At 54.6% G+C, this 14,151-nt stretch carries 15 protein-coding genes; 3 read left to right on the top strand and 12 right to left on the bottom strand.

The window, feature by feature from the left end; genetic code table 11:
- Positions 1-30 precede the first annotated feature (30 nt).
- Positions 31-279, top strand: coding sequence for a YfhL family 4Fe-4S dicluster ferredoxin (locus NP77_RS06885; RefSeq protein ID WP_003848615.1), 249 nt, complete (start codon positions 31-33; stop codon positions 277-279).
- Here NP77_RS06885 and acpS read toward each other — a convergent pair.
- From acpS to rpoE, 11 genes are all read right to left on the bottom strand, one after another.
- On the bottom strand, positions 276-656 hold the full coding sequence (gene acpS / locus NP77_RS06880; protein WP_003848613.1) for a holo-ACP synthase: 381 nt from the start codon (positions 654-656) through the stop codon (positions 276-278). The genes NP77_RS06885 and acpS overlap by 4 nt on opposite strands.
- On the bottom strand, positions 656-1,387 hold the full coding sequence (gene pdxJ, locus NP77_RS06875) for a pyridoxine 5'-phosphate synthase (RefSeq protein WP_003848612.1): 732 nt from the start codon (positions 1,385-1,387) through the stop codon (positions 656-658). Before pdxJ ends, acpS begins: the two co-directional genes overlap by 1 nt.
- 72 nt (positions 1,388-1,459) lie before the next feature.
- Positions 1,460-2,188 (bottom strand): DNA repair protein RecO, encoded by a 729-nt coding sequence (gene recO, locus NP77_RS06870; protein ID WP_003848609.1) that lies wholly within the window; start codon positions 2,186-2,188, stop codon positions 1,460-1,462.
- A gap of 4 nt (positions 2,189-2,192) precedes the next feature.
- The gene (gene era, locus NP77_RS06865; RefSeq protein WP_003848607.1) at positions 2,193-3,098 is read right to left on the bottom strand and encodes a GTPase Era; all 906 of its coding nucleotides are present in this window, start codon (positions 3,096-3,098) and stop codon (positions 2,193-2,195) included.
- Between the two features lie 145 nt (positions 3,099-3,243).
- Positions 3,244-3,924, bottom strand: a complete 681-nt coding sequence (rnc, locus tag NP77_RS06860; RefSeq protein ID WP_003848606.1) for a ribonuclease III — start codon at positions 3,922-3,924, stop codon at positions 3,244-3,246.
- A 131-nt stretch (positions 3,925-4,055) separates the two neighbouring features.
- Positions 4,056-5,030: a signal peptidase I gene (gene lepB, locus NP77_RS06855; protein WP_003848604.1), complete on the bottom strand. Its 975-nt coding sequence runs from the start codon at positions 5,028-5,030 to the stop codon at positions 4,056-4,058.
- Positions 5,031-5,039: 9 nt separating this feature from the next.
- Positions 5,040-6,839: a translation elongation factor 4 gene (lepA, locus tag NP77_RS06850; protein ID WP_003848603.1), complete on the bottom strand. Its 1,800-nt coding sequence runs from the start codon at positions 6,837-6,839 to the stop codon at positions 5,040-5,042.
- A gap of 218 nt (positions 6,840-7,057) precedes the next feature.
- A complete protein-coding gene (rseC, locus tag NP77_RS06845) occupies positions 7,058-7,522 on the bottom strand; it encodes a SoxR-reducing system protein RseC (protein ID WP_008926717.1) in 465 nt (154 codons plus the stop codon).
- Entirely contained in the window at positions 7,519-8,475 is a 957-nt protein-coding gene (gene rseB, locus NP77_RS06840) for a sigma-E factor regulatory protein RseB (protein WP_003848599.1), read from the bottom strand. The genes rseC and rseB overlap by 4 nt, the downstream gene beginning before the upstream one ends.
- Complete coding sequence (gene rseA / locus NP77_RS06835) at positions 8,475-9,128, bottom strand: anti-sigma-E factor RseA (protein ID WP_003848597.1); 654 nt, start codon at positions 9,126-9,128, stop codon at positions 8,475-8,477. The genes rseB and rseA overlap by 1 nt, the downstream gene beginning before the upstream one ends.
- A gap of 30 nt (positions 9,129-9,158) precedes the next feature.
- Positions 9,159-9,734 carry an RNA polymerase sigma factor RpoE gene (gene rpoE, locus NP77_RS06830; RefSeq protein ID WP_003848595.1) on the bottom strand — a complete coding sequence of 192 codons (576 nt, stop codon included), beginning with the start codon at positions 9,732-9,734 and terminating at the stop codon, positions 9,159-9,161.
- Between the two features lie 412 nt (positions 9,735-10,146).
- Between rpoE and nadB the strand changes: the two genes are divergently transcribed.
- Positions 10,147-11,766, top strand: a complete 1,620-nt coding sequence (gene nadB, locus NP77_RS06825) for an L-aspartate oxidase (protein ID WP_039660456.1) — start codon at positions 10,147-10,149, stop codon at positions 11,764-11,766.
- Here the strand turns inward: nadB and NP77_RS06820 are convergent.
- Positions 11,751-12,500: a tRNA1(Val) (adenine(37)-N6)-methyltransferase gene (locus tag NP77_RS06820; RefSeq protein ID WP_039659514.1), complete on the bottom strand. Its 750-nt coding sequence runs from the start codon at positions 12,498-12,500 to the stop codon at positions 11,751-11,753. The genes nadB and NP77_RS06820 overlap by 16 nt on opposite strands.
- 164 nt (positions 12,501-12,664) lie before the next feature.
- On the opposite strand from NP77_RS06820, the gene srmB reads away from it, so the two are divergent.
- A complete protein-coding gene (gene srmB, locus NP77_RS06815; RefSeq protein ID WP_003848590.1) occupies positions 12,665-13,993 on the top strand; it encodes an ATP-dependent RNA helicase SrmB in 1,329 nt (442 codons plus the stop codon).
- Positions 13,994-14,151 lie beyond the last annotated feature (158 nt).

Here is a 14,151-nt window from a genome sequence, read left to right as displayed (position 1 = left end):
CGCTTTTTCTGTTGGTATCAGGTGGGTAAAATGGCGCTGTTGATTACGTCCAGATGCATTAACTGCGATATGTGTGAACCGGAGTGCCCGAATCAGGCGATTTCACTGGGCGATGCGATCTATGAGATTGATGTCAGCCGCTGCACGGAATGTGTCGGGCACTATGAGCGGCCAACCTGTCAGCAGGTCTGCCCCATCGACAACACGATTATCATAGACCCACAGCACACCGAATCTCGCGATGCGCTGTGGGAGAAGTTCGTGCTGCTGCACGGCTAGCTTTCAATGATTACCGTGGCGCAGGCGTAGTGACGCTCATCGGCCAGCGTCACGTGAACGTGCTTAACGCCCAGCCTCTCTGCCACGTCAGCGGCATGCTGAAAGAAGCGTAACCCCGGTTTTCCCAGCGCATCGTTGTAAACTTCAAACTGATTAAACGCCAGACCACCGCGAATGCCGGTGCCAAAGGCTTTTGCTGCCGCCTCTTTAACCGCAAAACGTTTGGAGAGAAAGCGCACCGGCTGCTTGTGCGCCTGATACTGGTGCCATTCGGCTTCACTCAGCACCCGACGCGCCAGCCGATCGCCGGAGCGCTCTATCACCCCGGCGATGCGTTCAATCTCAACGATGTCCGTACCTAATCCGAGAATAGCCATTAGCGACGGGCTTCACGCAGCAGTTGCTTCATCTCTTTAACTGCATCCGGCAGGCCACTCATTACTGCACGCCCGATAATCGCATGGCCGATGTTCAGCTCATGCATTTCCGGCAGCGCGGCAATCGGCAGCACATTGTGGTAGGTCAGACCATGACCGGCGTTAACTTTGAGCCCCAGGCTGGCAGCAAAAGTCGCGGCATGGCGAATGCGCGCCAGCTCAGCGTCACGCGCCAGTCCCTCGGGTGCCTCGGCGTAAGCGCCAGTATGGATTTCGATGTAAGGCGCACCCGTGGCAACGGCGGCTTCGATCTGGCGGTGATCGGCATCAATAAACAGCGAAACCAGAATGCCAGCATCCTTCAGCAGTCGCACGGCCGCGTTCATCTTCTCCTGCTGTCCCGCCACATCCAGTCCGCCTTCCGTTGTCACTTCCTGGCGCTTTTCCGGCACCAGGCAGCAGAAATGGGGCTGAATGTCACAGGCAATGCCGATCATCTCATCGGTGACCGCCATCTCCAGATTCATGCGCGTCTGAATCGTGTCACGCAGAATTCGCACGTCGCGATCGGTGATGTGACGGCGATCTTCACGCAGGTGCACGGTAATGCCGTCTGCGCCTGCCTGCTCGGCGATAAACGCCGCCTGTACCGGATCGGGATAGTTTGTCCCACGCGCGTTACGCACCGTGGCAATGTGATCGATATTGACGCCTAACAGCAACTCAGCCATGACCATCCTCACTTCTTTTCCATCGTGATGTTGAGTGTACCGCGCAAATATAAACAGGCGGTACGACCAGCGCTATTCTTCTGCCTGTTCGGGCTTTTTCTTCGGGATAAACTGGCGGAACAGCTCCTGACTTTTCAGCGGCTTGCCACCAAGATAAGGCTTCAGGGCGATGCGCGTAAAGCGCTTCGCGGCACGCAGGGTGTCGGCATCCGGAAACTCTCGCTCACACAGGGCATGCAGCTCCCGTCCGGTAAAGCTGCGATTGTTCACCACCAGGCTGGCGATAAAACCCCGCTCTTCGCGATAGCTGTAGGTCATATCGTCGCTGACCGGCTCGCCGCTGCCGGCGCAGTGCAGGAAGTCGACGCCGTAACCCAGGTGACCGAGCAGCGCCAGTTCAAATCGTCGCAGTGCCGGTTCGGGCTTACCGTGTGTTGAGGCTAACGCCTGAAGACAGTTGAGATAGTCGAAGAAGAGTTCCGGGAAGGGAGATTCCTGCTGCAATACGCGTGAGACCAGCTCATTGACGTAGAGACCGCAGTAAAGCGTGATGCCGCTGAGCGGTAAAGCCAGCGACACCGCTTCGGCATTGCGCAGGGTTTTAACTTCCCCGCGCCCGCTCCAGCGAACCAGCAGCGGGGTAAAAGGCTGTAACGCGCCTTTCAGGTTGGAACGCCGGGAACGCGCGCCCTTGGCCAGTACCCGAACCCGTCCTTCACTTTCGCTGAACAGGTCGAGCAGCAGGCTGGTTTCGCTGAAGGGACGACTATGCAGCACAAAGGCGCGTTGCCAGCCTTCCATTGAATCAGAGATCGTCTGTATAACCCAGGCTGCGCAGTGCACGTTCGTCATCTGCCCAGCCGGATTTCACTTTCACCCACAGTTCGAGATGCACTTTCGCTTCGAACATCTCTTCCATGTCCCTGCGCGCTTCGGTTCCGATGACTTTGATTTTGGCGCCTTTGTTGCCAATCACCATCTTCTTCTGCCCTTCACGCTCAACCAGGATCAGACCATGGATATCGTAACCGCCGCGTTCGTTGGTAACGAAGCGCTCAATCTCAACCGTGACAGAGTAAGGCAGTTCAGCGCCCAGAAAGCGCATCAGTTTTTCACGGATCATCTCTGACGCCATGAAGCGCTGTGAACGGTCAGTGATGTAATCTTCCGGGAAGTGATGATCGGCCTGTGGCAGATGCTTGCGGGTAATCGCCGCAATGGTATCGACGTTTTTGCCACTCTCAGCAGAGATAGGCACGATATCGAGGAAGTTCATCTGCTGGCTCAGGAACTGCAGATGCGGCAGCAGAATGCTTTTATCCTGGATATTATCGACCTTGTTGATCGCCAGCACGACCGGCACTTTGTTGTCGCGCAGTTTGTTTAAGACCATCTCGTCATCTGGCGTCCAGCGGGTGCCTTCAACCACGAAGATCACCAGCTCTACGTCACCAATCGAACTGCTGGCTGCGCGGTTCATCAGACGGTTAATGGCACGCTTCTCTTCCATGTGCAGACCCGGAGTATCGACGTAGATCGCCTGATATTCGCCCTCGGTGTGAATGCCCATGATGCGGTGGCGCGTGGTTTGCGGCTTACGCGAGGTGATCGACACCTTCTGCCCCAGTAACTGGTTCAGTAAGGTGGATTTACCGACGTTTGGTCGGCCAACAATCGCGACAAAGCCGCAATAAGTAACGTTTTCGCTCATTCGAATCCTGAGTTGTTCAGCGCCTGATACGGCGCTGAAAAAGTGCTATTTGAATCGTGTGTCATTCAGCGTCTTCTGACGCCGGGACAGAACTGCCAAAGGGTGATTCACTGTGTGCCGCTCCGGCACGGTCACCCCGACAGAACTATTCGAGACCTAATTTTATCAGCGCCTGTTCAGCTGCTGCCTGCTCAGCTTTACGACGGCTGGAGCCGACGCCGACGACCGGCTCGGCCATGCCACTCACCTGACAGTGAATGGTGAATTCCTGATCATGGGCTTCGCCACGCACCTGCACGACCAGATAACTTGGCAGTGGCAGATGACGTCCCTGCAGATACTCCTGCAGACGCGTTTTCGGATCTTTTTGTTTGTCGCCAGGACTGATTTCGTCCAGACGGCTCTGATACCAGTCAAGGATCAGTTGTTCTACCCGCTCAATACCGCTGTCGAGGAAAATGCCGCCAATCAGCGCCTCGACCGTATCGGCAAGAATAGATTCACGACGGAAGCCGCCGCTTTTCAGCTCACCCGGTCCCAGACGCAGGCACTCGCCAAGATCAAATTCGCGGGCCATTTCAGCCAGCGTGTTGCCACGCACCAGTGTGGCGCGCATGCGGCTCATGTCACCTTCATCAACCCGCGGGAAGCGGTGATAAAGGGCATTAGCGATCACATAGCTAAGAATTGAATCGCCAAGAAATTCCAGGCGTTCGTTATGCTTACTGCTGGCGCTGCGGTGAGTCAGGGCCTGCTGTAACAGTTCCGAATGAGTAAAAGTGTAGCCCAGTTTGCGCTGAAGCTTGTTAATCAGGATGGGGTTCATGCGATTCCAGTTCTTTGTTGCGTCTGTGACTCTGCATACCAAACGGGGCTGGCAATCCAACACGTTCCGTTTGGTGTGCAGTGGCCTCCCTGAGGAGGCCACCCGAATTGCCTGTTAATCAGACAATGTTGTTAGTGGATACCGCCGATGCGACTGAATCGCACGCCGGTAGGCCACTGGCCTTCTTGTTTCTCAAAGCTCATCCAGATAGCGACCGCTTTACCGACCAGATTACGCTCCGGGACAAAGCCCCAGTAACGGCTGTCGGCGCTGTTATCACGGTTGTCGCCCATCATGAAGTATTGCCCTTTCGGCACGACCCAGCTCGACTGCGGCTGACCCGGCTGCTGATAATACATGCCTGCCTGACTCTGCGCTTCGTTTACCAGCAGAATGTCATGCGTCACGTTACCAATCGTCTCTTTGCGGGTGGCCAGGCGCAGACCTCCGCGCATAGTATCGCCCTGCGGCACCTGATAAAAACCGTTGCCGGTTTCGTTGCCATCAAAACCGCTAAAAGTCTGAATAAAGTTGCTTGGCTCAATATCGGTGTACGTTACCGCCAGCGCTGTGTCACAGGCTTTGTCGTCGCTGCAGGTCGGTTTTACCGTCAGGGTTTTGCTGTAAGGATCATAGATGACTTTGTCGCCCGGCAGGCCGATAACGCGCTTAATATAATCCAGGCTCGGATCTTTCGGGTATTTAAATACCGCGATATCGCCGCGCTTCGGCTGACCGGTTGGGATCAGCGTCGTCTGGGTAATCGGATCTTTGATACCGTAAGCGAATTTCTCCACCAGGATAAAGTCACCAATCAGCAGCGTTGGCATCATCGAGCCAGAGGGAATCTGGAACGGTTCGTAGATAAACGAACGCACGATGAACACCACCGCCAGCACCGGGAACACAGACGCGGTGGTCTCAACCCAGCCTGGCTTGGCAGCAACCTTCGCCAGCGTTTTGCTGTCGAGCGCGTTGCCGGTCTGGGCCTGAACCTCAGCCTGTTTAGCGCGACGCGCAGGTGCCCATTTAAAACGATCTATTACCCATACGATGCCAGTAATCAGCGTCGCTATCGCCAGAATCAGGGCGAACATATTAGCCATTGGAAATCCTTATTTGCTGTCCTTACCGACATGCAGAATGGCGAGGAACGCTTCCTGTGGCAGCTCAACGTTACCAACCTGCTTCATACGCTTCTTACCGTCTTTCTGTTTCTGCAGCAGTTTCTTCTTACGGCTCACGTCACCGCCATAACACTTGGCGAGTACGTTTTTACGCAGCTGTTTAACCGTTGAACGCGCGATAATGTGGTTGCCGATGGCAGCCTGAATCGCAATATCAAACTGCTGACGCGGGATGAGATCTTTCATTTTCTCAACCAGATCGCGTCCGCGATAAGGTGCGTTGTCGCGGTGAGTGATCAGCGCCAGCGCATCCACACGTTCAGAGTTAATCAGTACGTCAACGCGCACCATGTCTGAAGGCTGGAAACGTTTAAAGTTGTAATCCAGCGAGGCATAACCGCGCGAGGTTGATTTCAGACGGTCAAAGAAGTCGAGTACCACCTCTGCCATCGGAATTTCGTACGTCAGTGCCACCTGATTGCCGTGGTAAACCATGTTGGTCTGCACGCCACGCTTCTCAATACACAGCGTGATGACGTTGCCCAGATACTCCTGTGGCAGCAGCATGTGACATTCCGCAATCGGTTCACGCAGCTCTTCGATATTGTTCAGCGCAGGCAGCTTAGATGGGCTGTCAACATGAACGATCTCGCCACTGGTAGTCACGACTTCATACACCACCGTCGGCGCGGTGGTGATCAGATCGAGATCGTATTCGCGCTCCAGGCGCTCCTGAATGATCTCCATGTGCAGCAGGCCAAGGAAGCCGCAGCGGAAACCAAAGCCCAGGGCGGTTGAGCTTTCTGGCTCATAGAACAGCGAGGCATCGTTCAGGCTCAGCTTGCCGAGCGCATCACGGAACGCTTCATAGTCGTCAGAGCTGATTGGGAACAGACCGGCATAAACCTGCGGCTTCACTTTTTTGAAGCCTGGCAGCGCTTTGTCTGCCGGGTTACGCGCGGTAGTCAGGGTATCGCCTACCGGCGCGCCAAGGATATCTTTGATAGCGCAGACCAGCCAGCCGACTTCACCGCAGTTCAGTTCATTACGATCCACACGCTTCGGAGTGAAAATTCCCAGACGGTCAGCGTTATAAACCTGGCCGGTGCTCAGGACTTTAATCTTGTCGCCTTTACGCATGGTGCCATTTTTCACACGCACCAGAGAAACAACGCCCAGATAGTTATCAAACCAGGAGTCGATAATCAGTGCCTGCAGCGGACCTTCCGGATCGCCTTCCGGCGGCGGAATATCACGCACTAAGCGCTCCAGCACTTCGGGTACGCCGACGCCGGTCTTGGCTGAGCAGCGCACGGCATCCGTTGCATCGATGCCGACGATATCTTCAATTTCCTGCGCGGCACGATCGGGATCGGCAGCTGGCAGGTCAATCTTGTTCAGAACCGGCACCACTTCCAGATCCATCTCCATCGCGGTATAGCAGTTCGCCAGTGTCTGCGCTTCAACACCCTGACCGGCATCCACCACCAGCAGCGCGCCTTCACAGGCGGCCAGTGAGCGGGAAACTTCATAAGAGAAGTCTACGTGGCCTGGGGTATCGATGAAATTGAGCTGGTAAGTTTGGCCGTCCTTCGCGTGGTAATCGAGTGTCACGCTCTGGGCTTTGATGGTGATCCCACGCTCACGCTCCAGATCCATAGAGTCGAGAACCTGCGCAGCCATTTCACGAGCGGTGAGTCCGCCACAGATCTGAATCAGACGGTCAGAGAGCGTAGATTTACCATGGTCGATATGAGCGATGATGGAGAAATTTCTTATGTGCTTCATTTATTGGGATATCTTCGCTTAAAATTCAGTTGAAAACCTGAGCACAGACACATTCAGGAAGATCGCTCTTTACCCACAATCCTGTCAGCCTCATTAATGACGACGCATATTACACTGTTAACGCCGCGCATAAAAGAATGGAACGTGGTGGAAGCGAAACAGATATCTGCGCAAAGCAGAATGGACAAAGGCCGCGAGATGCGCGGCCTGGACGTACGTTACGCTTCGCTTTCAACACGCAGCGCATCAGGAGGCAAGGCAATGCTCAGAATGACCGGCTGAAAAGCTTCACGGTCGCCAAATTTCATTGAAACACCTTTAGCAACAATAAAACCGCCGATGCCACCCAGCAGCGCACCGCAGGCCGCAGCCAGATCGCTGTTAAACAGCGCCTGAAACAGACCGGCCACCAGGAAAAGACCAGACAGCGGCGTCATATAGACCAGCAGTGCTGAACCAAGCAGGCTGCTCTCTTTGATGCCGAGCTCGATGCGTTGTCCAGGTTGCAGCGGCTTACTGCTGGCGATTTGCATCACATGGGCGTTTTTTGGACCGAGTTTATTCAGCATATGACTGCCACAGCCTTTACGCGCCTGGCAACTGTTGCAGGACGTTTTTGCTTCGGTATGCAGTGTGGCGATGCCATCCTGCCATGCCACTACGGTGGCCCATTCTCTCATCATTTTTGTGACCCCAGGTCAATGCTGTCCGCAATACGTTTTGCGGTGGAGGGCGGCAATTCGCCAATCACTGCAATTTCGTTATTATTGCGCACAACGGTCTGGACCGTACGACGTCCAGTGCGCAATGTCTGCGTCAGACTGGTTTTATCGGCTGGCGTCACGTTGATGGCGAAACTAAACAGCCCATCGCTGTAGAGCTTCGACTCCATATTTTTGTTCAGCCCCGGCAGTGTACGGCGATTCTGCGACACCAGGGACATGCCGGCAGGTATCCAGCCAGGTTGCCAGGTAAGCGTAACCGCATCCCCTTTCGGCACGGATAGCGACGGAGGCAGATTCGCTTTCTCGAGTCCCTGCATCAGATTACGCACCCCTTCATCCACCGCAAAGCTGATCACGCGGAACTGCTCCAGCGTTTCGCCATCACGATCAAGCAGGTCGATTCGCAGCGGCAGTTTGGTGTCCACATCCAGCCAGACCACATAGCTGTAACGGGTGCCATCACGGGAAACGATACGCAGCACATCACACATTTGATCGGCAATGCGGGAGCGCCCTACGGTAATAAAATCGTAGGCTGAGGCAAGTTTGGTGAAGTCAGCAAAAATTACCGAGGGCAAGGCATCGATAATATGATTACCGGGAAGCGAAAAGGGATCGAGGCCGGGTTCGAAGTAGCTGATATCGTTGCCACGCTGGATAACTTCCCGGCGAGGCCCGTCCATCTGTAACAACTGCGCGAATATCCGGTTATCGATTACAGCGTGACGATAACGCAGCGATTCAATGCCGATGCGCGAGACGTTGATATAGGCGAATTCGTAGTTGAGATTCTGACTTGCCTGCTCCATCTGCTGCAATAACGCCCCGGACGCGGTAGTTTGCGCCGGGGCGGCAGATGACCATAACAGACTGCCTGTCAGCAGGCTAACAGCATACCAAAGCGGCTTCATTACTGCTGCTGCTGTCCTAATGATTGGTTTCCGGGAACATCAACCTGCGCCTGTTTTGGCGCATTGGTTTCAATCTGCAGCTGGTCAGCATGCAGGCGACGTTGCAGTTCATAGTCCTGCAGCATCGCATTTACGCGACGACGCTGGTCCTGAACCTGCTGGTTTGAGCTGTTTGTATCAAACGCATCTGACGGCACACCCAGGCTCACCGGCGACGCTTTCCCCATCATCGGCATGGTATTAAATACCGGAGAGTCAGAGGTTTGCGTGGCACTGCCTGCCGGCTGATTGTAGTGCTGAACACCCACGATCACGGCCAGCGAAACGCAGGCAGCCACACCCACCTGAGTCAGTTGCGCAGCCCATGGACGCGCTTTTTTCCAGAACGGCATTTTTTCCCAGCGGGAAGGCTCTGGCTGAGCTTCAGGGATCAGCGTAGTGACCGAACGTTTAGGTTCTTTTTCGATGGCAGCAGCGACGCGCGCAGAGATATCGAAATGCAGGACATCGCCTGTATCACCGCGCATTGTATCGCGGATGAGATGATAGCTCGCCCAGCTTTTCTGTAATTCTGCGTCCTTAGACAAGGCGGAAAACAGCTCGTTATCTAAGGTCTCACCATCCATTAAAGCGGAAAGTTTTTCTTTCTGCATGCCTATGTACCCTTCCAGTAGCCGTTATCACTAACGTTGGATAAGCGGTTGAACTTTGTTATCAATGGCCTCTCGCGCACGAAAGATACGTGATCGAACAGTGCCTACCGGGCAATCCATAATGACGGCGATCTCTTCATAACTCAGACCGTCCAGTTCCCTGAGGGTGATTGCCATACGCAAGTCCTCAGGTAGCGCCTCGATGGTACGAAAGACAATTTGTTTCAATTCGTCAGACAACATTAAGTTCTCAGGGTTCGAAATTTCTTTTAATGCACCCGCACTTTCGAAATTTTCTGCGTCAATCGCATCCACATCGCTGGATGGCGGACGTCGCCCCTGAGCAACCAGGTAATTTTTCGCTGTGTTAACCGCAATGCGGTACAGCCAGGTATAAAACGCGCTATCGCCCCGGAACGAGTCCAGTGCGCGATACGCTTTAATAAACGATTCCTGTACTACATCAGGGACGTCGCCCGAGGGAACATAGCGTGAAACCAGACTCGCCACTTTATGCTGGTAACGAATTACCAGTAAGTTGAACGATTTTTGATCTCCCTTCTGTACCCGCTCGACAAGGACCTGATCCGTTAACTGCTCGCTCATCCGAGGTAATGTCTCCCCAAATTTTTCATATGCAAAAGTAACTGCCAGCACATCTCATGTTCTGAGCAAGCATGCGCTTAGAGTTGTGATGTGGTGCGAAGTTCACTTCTCGCCCTGATATTTAACACGCCAATAGCCATTACACAGGTTGTTCGTTTTCGTTCAGTGTCAGGCGCGTAAATCGCAGGCAGAGTAACCTATGACAAGAGCTTTTTCATCATTAAATCCTTTAGGTTTAATAAGTTTGCTATAAAAAACCACCTCGTTAGCAGCCCTTTTTTAACTTACTGATTATAGGTAACTTTGGGAAATTCACTGCCGAATAGCGTGAGCTGATGTTTAAAATACTTCACAGAAACCCCTATTGCGCTTATGCTCAGACGTATTCTTGTTTAGTAAATTAAACATTATGATGAATGTGACCCCGGATTATGAGTGCGATGTATTAATTGTTGGCAGCGGTGCCGCCGGTCTGTCGCTGGCGTTACGGCTGGCGAAGCATTGTCAGGTGACCGTACTCAGTAAAGCGCAGGTGAATGAGGGTTCAACGCTCTATGCCCAGGGCGGTATTGCTGCGGTGTTTGATGAGACGGATAGCATTGAGTCGCACATCGAAGATACGCTGATTGCTGGCGCAGGTTTATGCGACCGTGATGCGGTCTCGTTTATTGCCAGTAATGCGCGGCATTGCGTACAGTGGCTGATCGACAACGGCGTCGCGTTTGATCTCGACCCGCAGGCAGCGGGCGATATGCGCTATCACCTGACACGCGAAGGCGGCCACAGTCATCGTCGTATCCTGCACAGCGCTGACGCCACCGGTCACGCGGTTGAAACCACACTGGTGAGTCAGGCGCTCAGCCACCCCAACATCCGGATTCTCGAACGTACCAATGCGGTCGACCTGATTCTCTCAGATAAAATCGGCCTGCCGGGCACACGCCGGGTGGTCGGTGCGTGGATCTGGAACCGCAATCGCGAGCGGGTCGAAACCTGTCGGGCACGAGCCGTTGTGGTCGCCACTGGCGGTGCCGCCAAAGTCTATCAATACACCACCAACCCCGATATCGCCTCCGGTGATGGCATCGCCATGGCGTGGCGCGCGGGCTGTCGGGTCGCCAATCTGGAATTTAACCAGTTCCACCCAACCTGCCTGTTTCATCCGCAGGCGCAGAATTTCCTGTTAACCGAAGCATTACGCGGTGAAGGTGCCTGGCTGCTGCGTCCCGATGGCAGTCGTTTCATGCCCGATTTTGATGAGCGTGCCGAACTGGCTCCGCGCGATATCGTCGCACGGGCCATCGATCATGAAATGAAGCGGCTGGGTGTCGACTGTATGTATCTGGATATCAGCCACCAGCCTGAAGAATTTGTTCGCGCGCACTTCCCGATGATCTATGAGAAGTTGCTGACGTTTGGCTTTGACCTGACCAAAGAGCCCATCCCGATTGTGCCTGCCGCACATTACACCTGTGGCGGTGTCATGGTCGATCAGCATGGTCAGACTGACGTCAATGGGCTCTATGCCATCGGTGAGGTGAGTTACACCGGCCTGCACGGCGCTAATCGCATGGCTTCGAATTCACTGCTGGAGTGTCTGGTTTATGGCTGGTCTGCGGCAGAAGCGCTGATCAGGACGCTGCCCGCCATTGAAGCCGTTACTGCATTGCCTGCATGGGATGAAAGCCAGGTCGATGACGCCGATGAGCGCGTGGTAATACAGCATAACTGGCACGAGCTGAGGCTATTTATGTGGGATTATGTCGGTATTGTCCGCACGACCCGGCGTCTGGAGCGGGCGTTGCGCCGCATTAACCTGCTTCAGCAGGAGATCGACGAATATTATTGCCATTTCCGCCTCTCCAATAATCTGCTGGAGCTGCGTAACCTGGTCCAGGTCGCTGACCTGATGGTGCGCTGCGCGCTGGAGCGGAAAGAGAGCCGTGGCCTGCACTTTATCCGCGACTACCCGGATTTACTGCCAGAGGCGCTGCCGACCATTCTGACACCACCGGGCTACATGAAGAGGTAAAACTCCCGCGTCAGGCTGCACCACTCATCGGAATAGCGGGTGTCCGGCGCGCGGATGGCCAGACGCTCCAGTAACGTTTCACCGGCCTGCGGTGACAGAGCCAGCACAACGCGATGTGGCGGACGATGGGCATATTCCGCCACGTCCAGCCGGAAACGCAGATGCCAGCCATCCGCCCTAGCCAGATCGATAAACGCCTGGCCGGAAGCCGAGGGCAGCACCACACAGAACATCCCCTCCTCTTCAATCAGTAACGCGGCACTGCGTAAGAGCGTCTGATGGTCGAGCGAAGCCGTCGAACGTGCGCTGTCCCGCGCCGCGGTGGAGCAGGCCACGCCCGGCGCGAAATACGGGGGATTGCTGACGATAAGCGAGTAACGTTTATCACACTGCTCAGCCCAGCCGGCGATATCCTGCTGATGCACCCGAATACGTTCGGGCCACGGCGACTGCTGCACATTCTCCTGCGCCTGCCCTGCGGCTTCCGGTTCTAACTCAACCGCATCGATTTCAACCGGCGACGGCGTGCGCTGTGCCAGCATCAGCGCGATAAGCCCGCTGCCGCTGCCAATATCCAGAATGCGCCTGACACCGGCAACGGGCGCCCAGGCCCCGAGCAGAATGGCATCGGTGCCCACTTTCATCGCACAGCGATCGTGTGCGACAAAAAATTGTTTAAAGGTAAATCCGTTCTTGTTTAACTGTGGCCGTTCACGCGGCTTATCCTGCATCATTCGTCACTACCATCGTTTTTTCCTGCCGTACGGCAGCGCATGAGTGTAACGTGACGACAGAGGGAATTCACGCGACAGACACCCCCAGGCGCAGCCGAAACGGATTAACAGATGAAGATTCAGTCTGATCTGTCTATAATCAGCGCCCCAAACTGAGGTAGACCATGACAGTAACCACATTTTCCGAACTCGAACTCGACGAAAGCCTGCTACAAGCGTTGCAGGAAAAAGGCTTTACGCGCCCAACAGTGATCCAGGCTGCTGCAATTCCGCCCGCACTGGAGGGTCGTGACGTTCTGGGTTCGGCACCTACAGGGACCGGGAAAACCGCCGCGTATCTGTTACCGGCTTTGCAGCACCTGCTTGATTTTCCGCGCAAGAAATCCGGACCACCCCGCATCCTGATTGTGACCCCAACACGCGAACTGGCGATGCAGGTTGCCGATCATGCGCGTGAACTGGCGAAACATACCCATCTGGATATCGCCACGATCACGGGCGGCGTGGCTTACATGAACCATGCCGAAGTGTTCAGCGAAAACCAGGATATTGTCGTCGCCACCACCGGCCGACTGCTGCAGTACATCAAAGAAGAGAACTTTGACTGTCGCGCCGTAGAAACCCTGGTACTGGATGAAGCGGACCGCATGCTTGATATGGGCTTTGCCCAGGATATCGAAACCATCGCGGCTGAAACGCGCTGGCGTAAGCAGACCATGCTCTTTTCCGCCACGCTGGAAGGCGACAACATTCGCGACTTCGCCGAGCGTCTGCTGAACGATCCGGTAGAACTGGAAGCGGACCCGAGCCGTCGTGAGCGCAAAAAAATTCAGCAGTGGTACTACCGCGCTGATGATCTGCAGCACAAGACAAAATTACTGATTCACCTGCTGAAACAGCCGGATGTGACGCGCTGCATCGTGTTCGTGCGTAAGCGTGAGCGTCTGCATGAGCTGGTGAGCTGGCTGCACGAAGCGGGGATTCGCAGCAGCTATCTTGAAGGCGAAATGGTGCAGGCGAAACGTAACGAAGCGATTAAGCGCCTGAGCGAAGGACGCGTTAACGTGCTGGTTGCTACCGATATCGCGGCACGTGGCATTGATGTTGAGGATGTCAGTCACGTCTTTAACTATGACATGCCGCGCACCGCAGATACTTACCTGCACCGCATTGGGCGTACCGGTCGTGCGGGCCGTAAAGGCATCGCCATCTCACTGGTTGAAGCGCACGATTTCGTCCTGCTGGGCAAAATCACCCGCTATGTTAACGAGCCTATCAAAGCGCGTGTGATTGATGAGCTGCGTCCGGAAACGCGTGCGCCAAGTGCCAAAACCACGGGAAAACCGTCGAAAAAGGTACTGGCCAAACGTGCAGAGAAGAAAGCCAGCGAAACTGAAAAACCGCGGGTGAAAAACCGTCATCGTGATGCCAAAAATGTCGGCAAACGCCGCAAGGCAAGCGGCAGTACGCCAGCTAACGAGAATGCGGAATAAATCATCGCCGCCATAAAAAGATCGCCTCAATTGAGGCGATTTTTTTTATCTGATAATCAGTAATAACCTTTTCACACTGTTTTTCATGCCAGCGCGTTTTCTTTAAGGCGCGAGCATAACAATGCCGGACGTTAAACTTCTTATCTCGTTAATAATTA

Source organism: Pantoea sp. MBLJ3 (genome assembly GCF_000816655.1).
Lineage (GTDB): Bacteria > Pseudomonadota > Gammaproteobacteria > Enterobacterales > Enterobacteriaceae > Pantoea > Pantoea eucalypti.
This window is presented reverse-complemented; position numbering and strand designations above follow the sequence as displayed.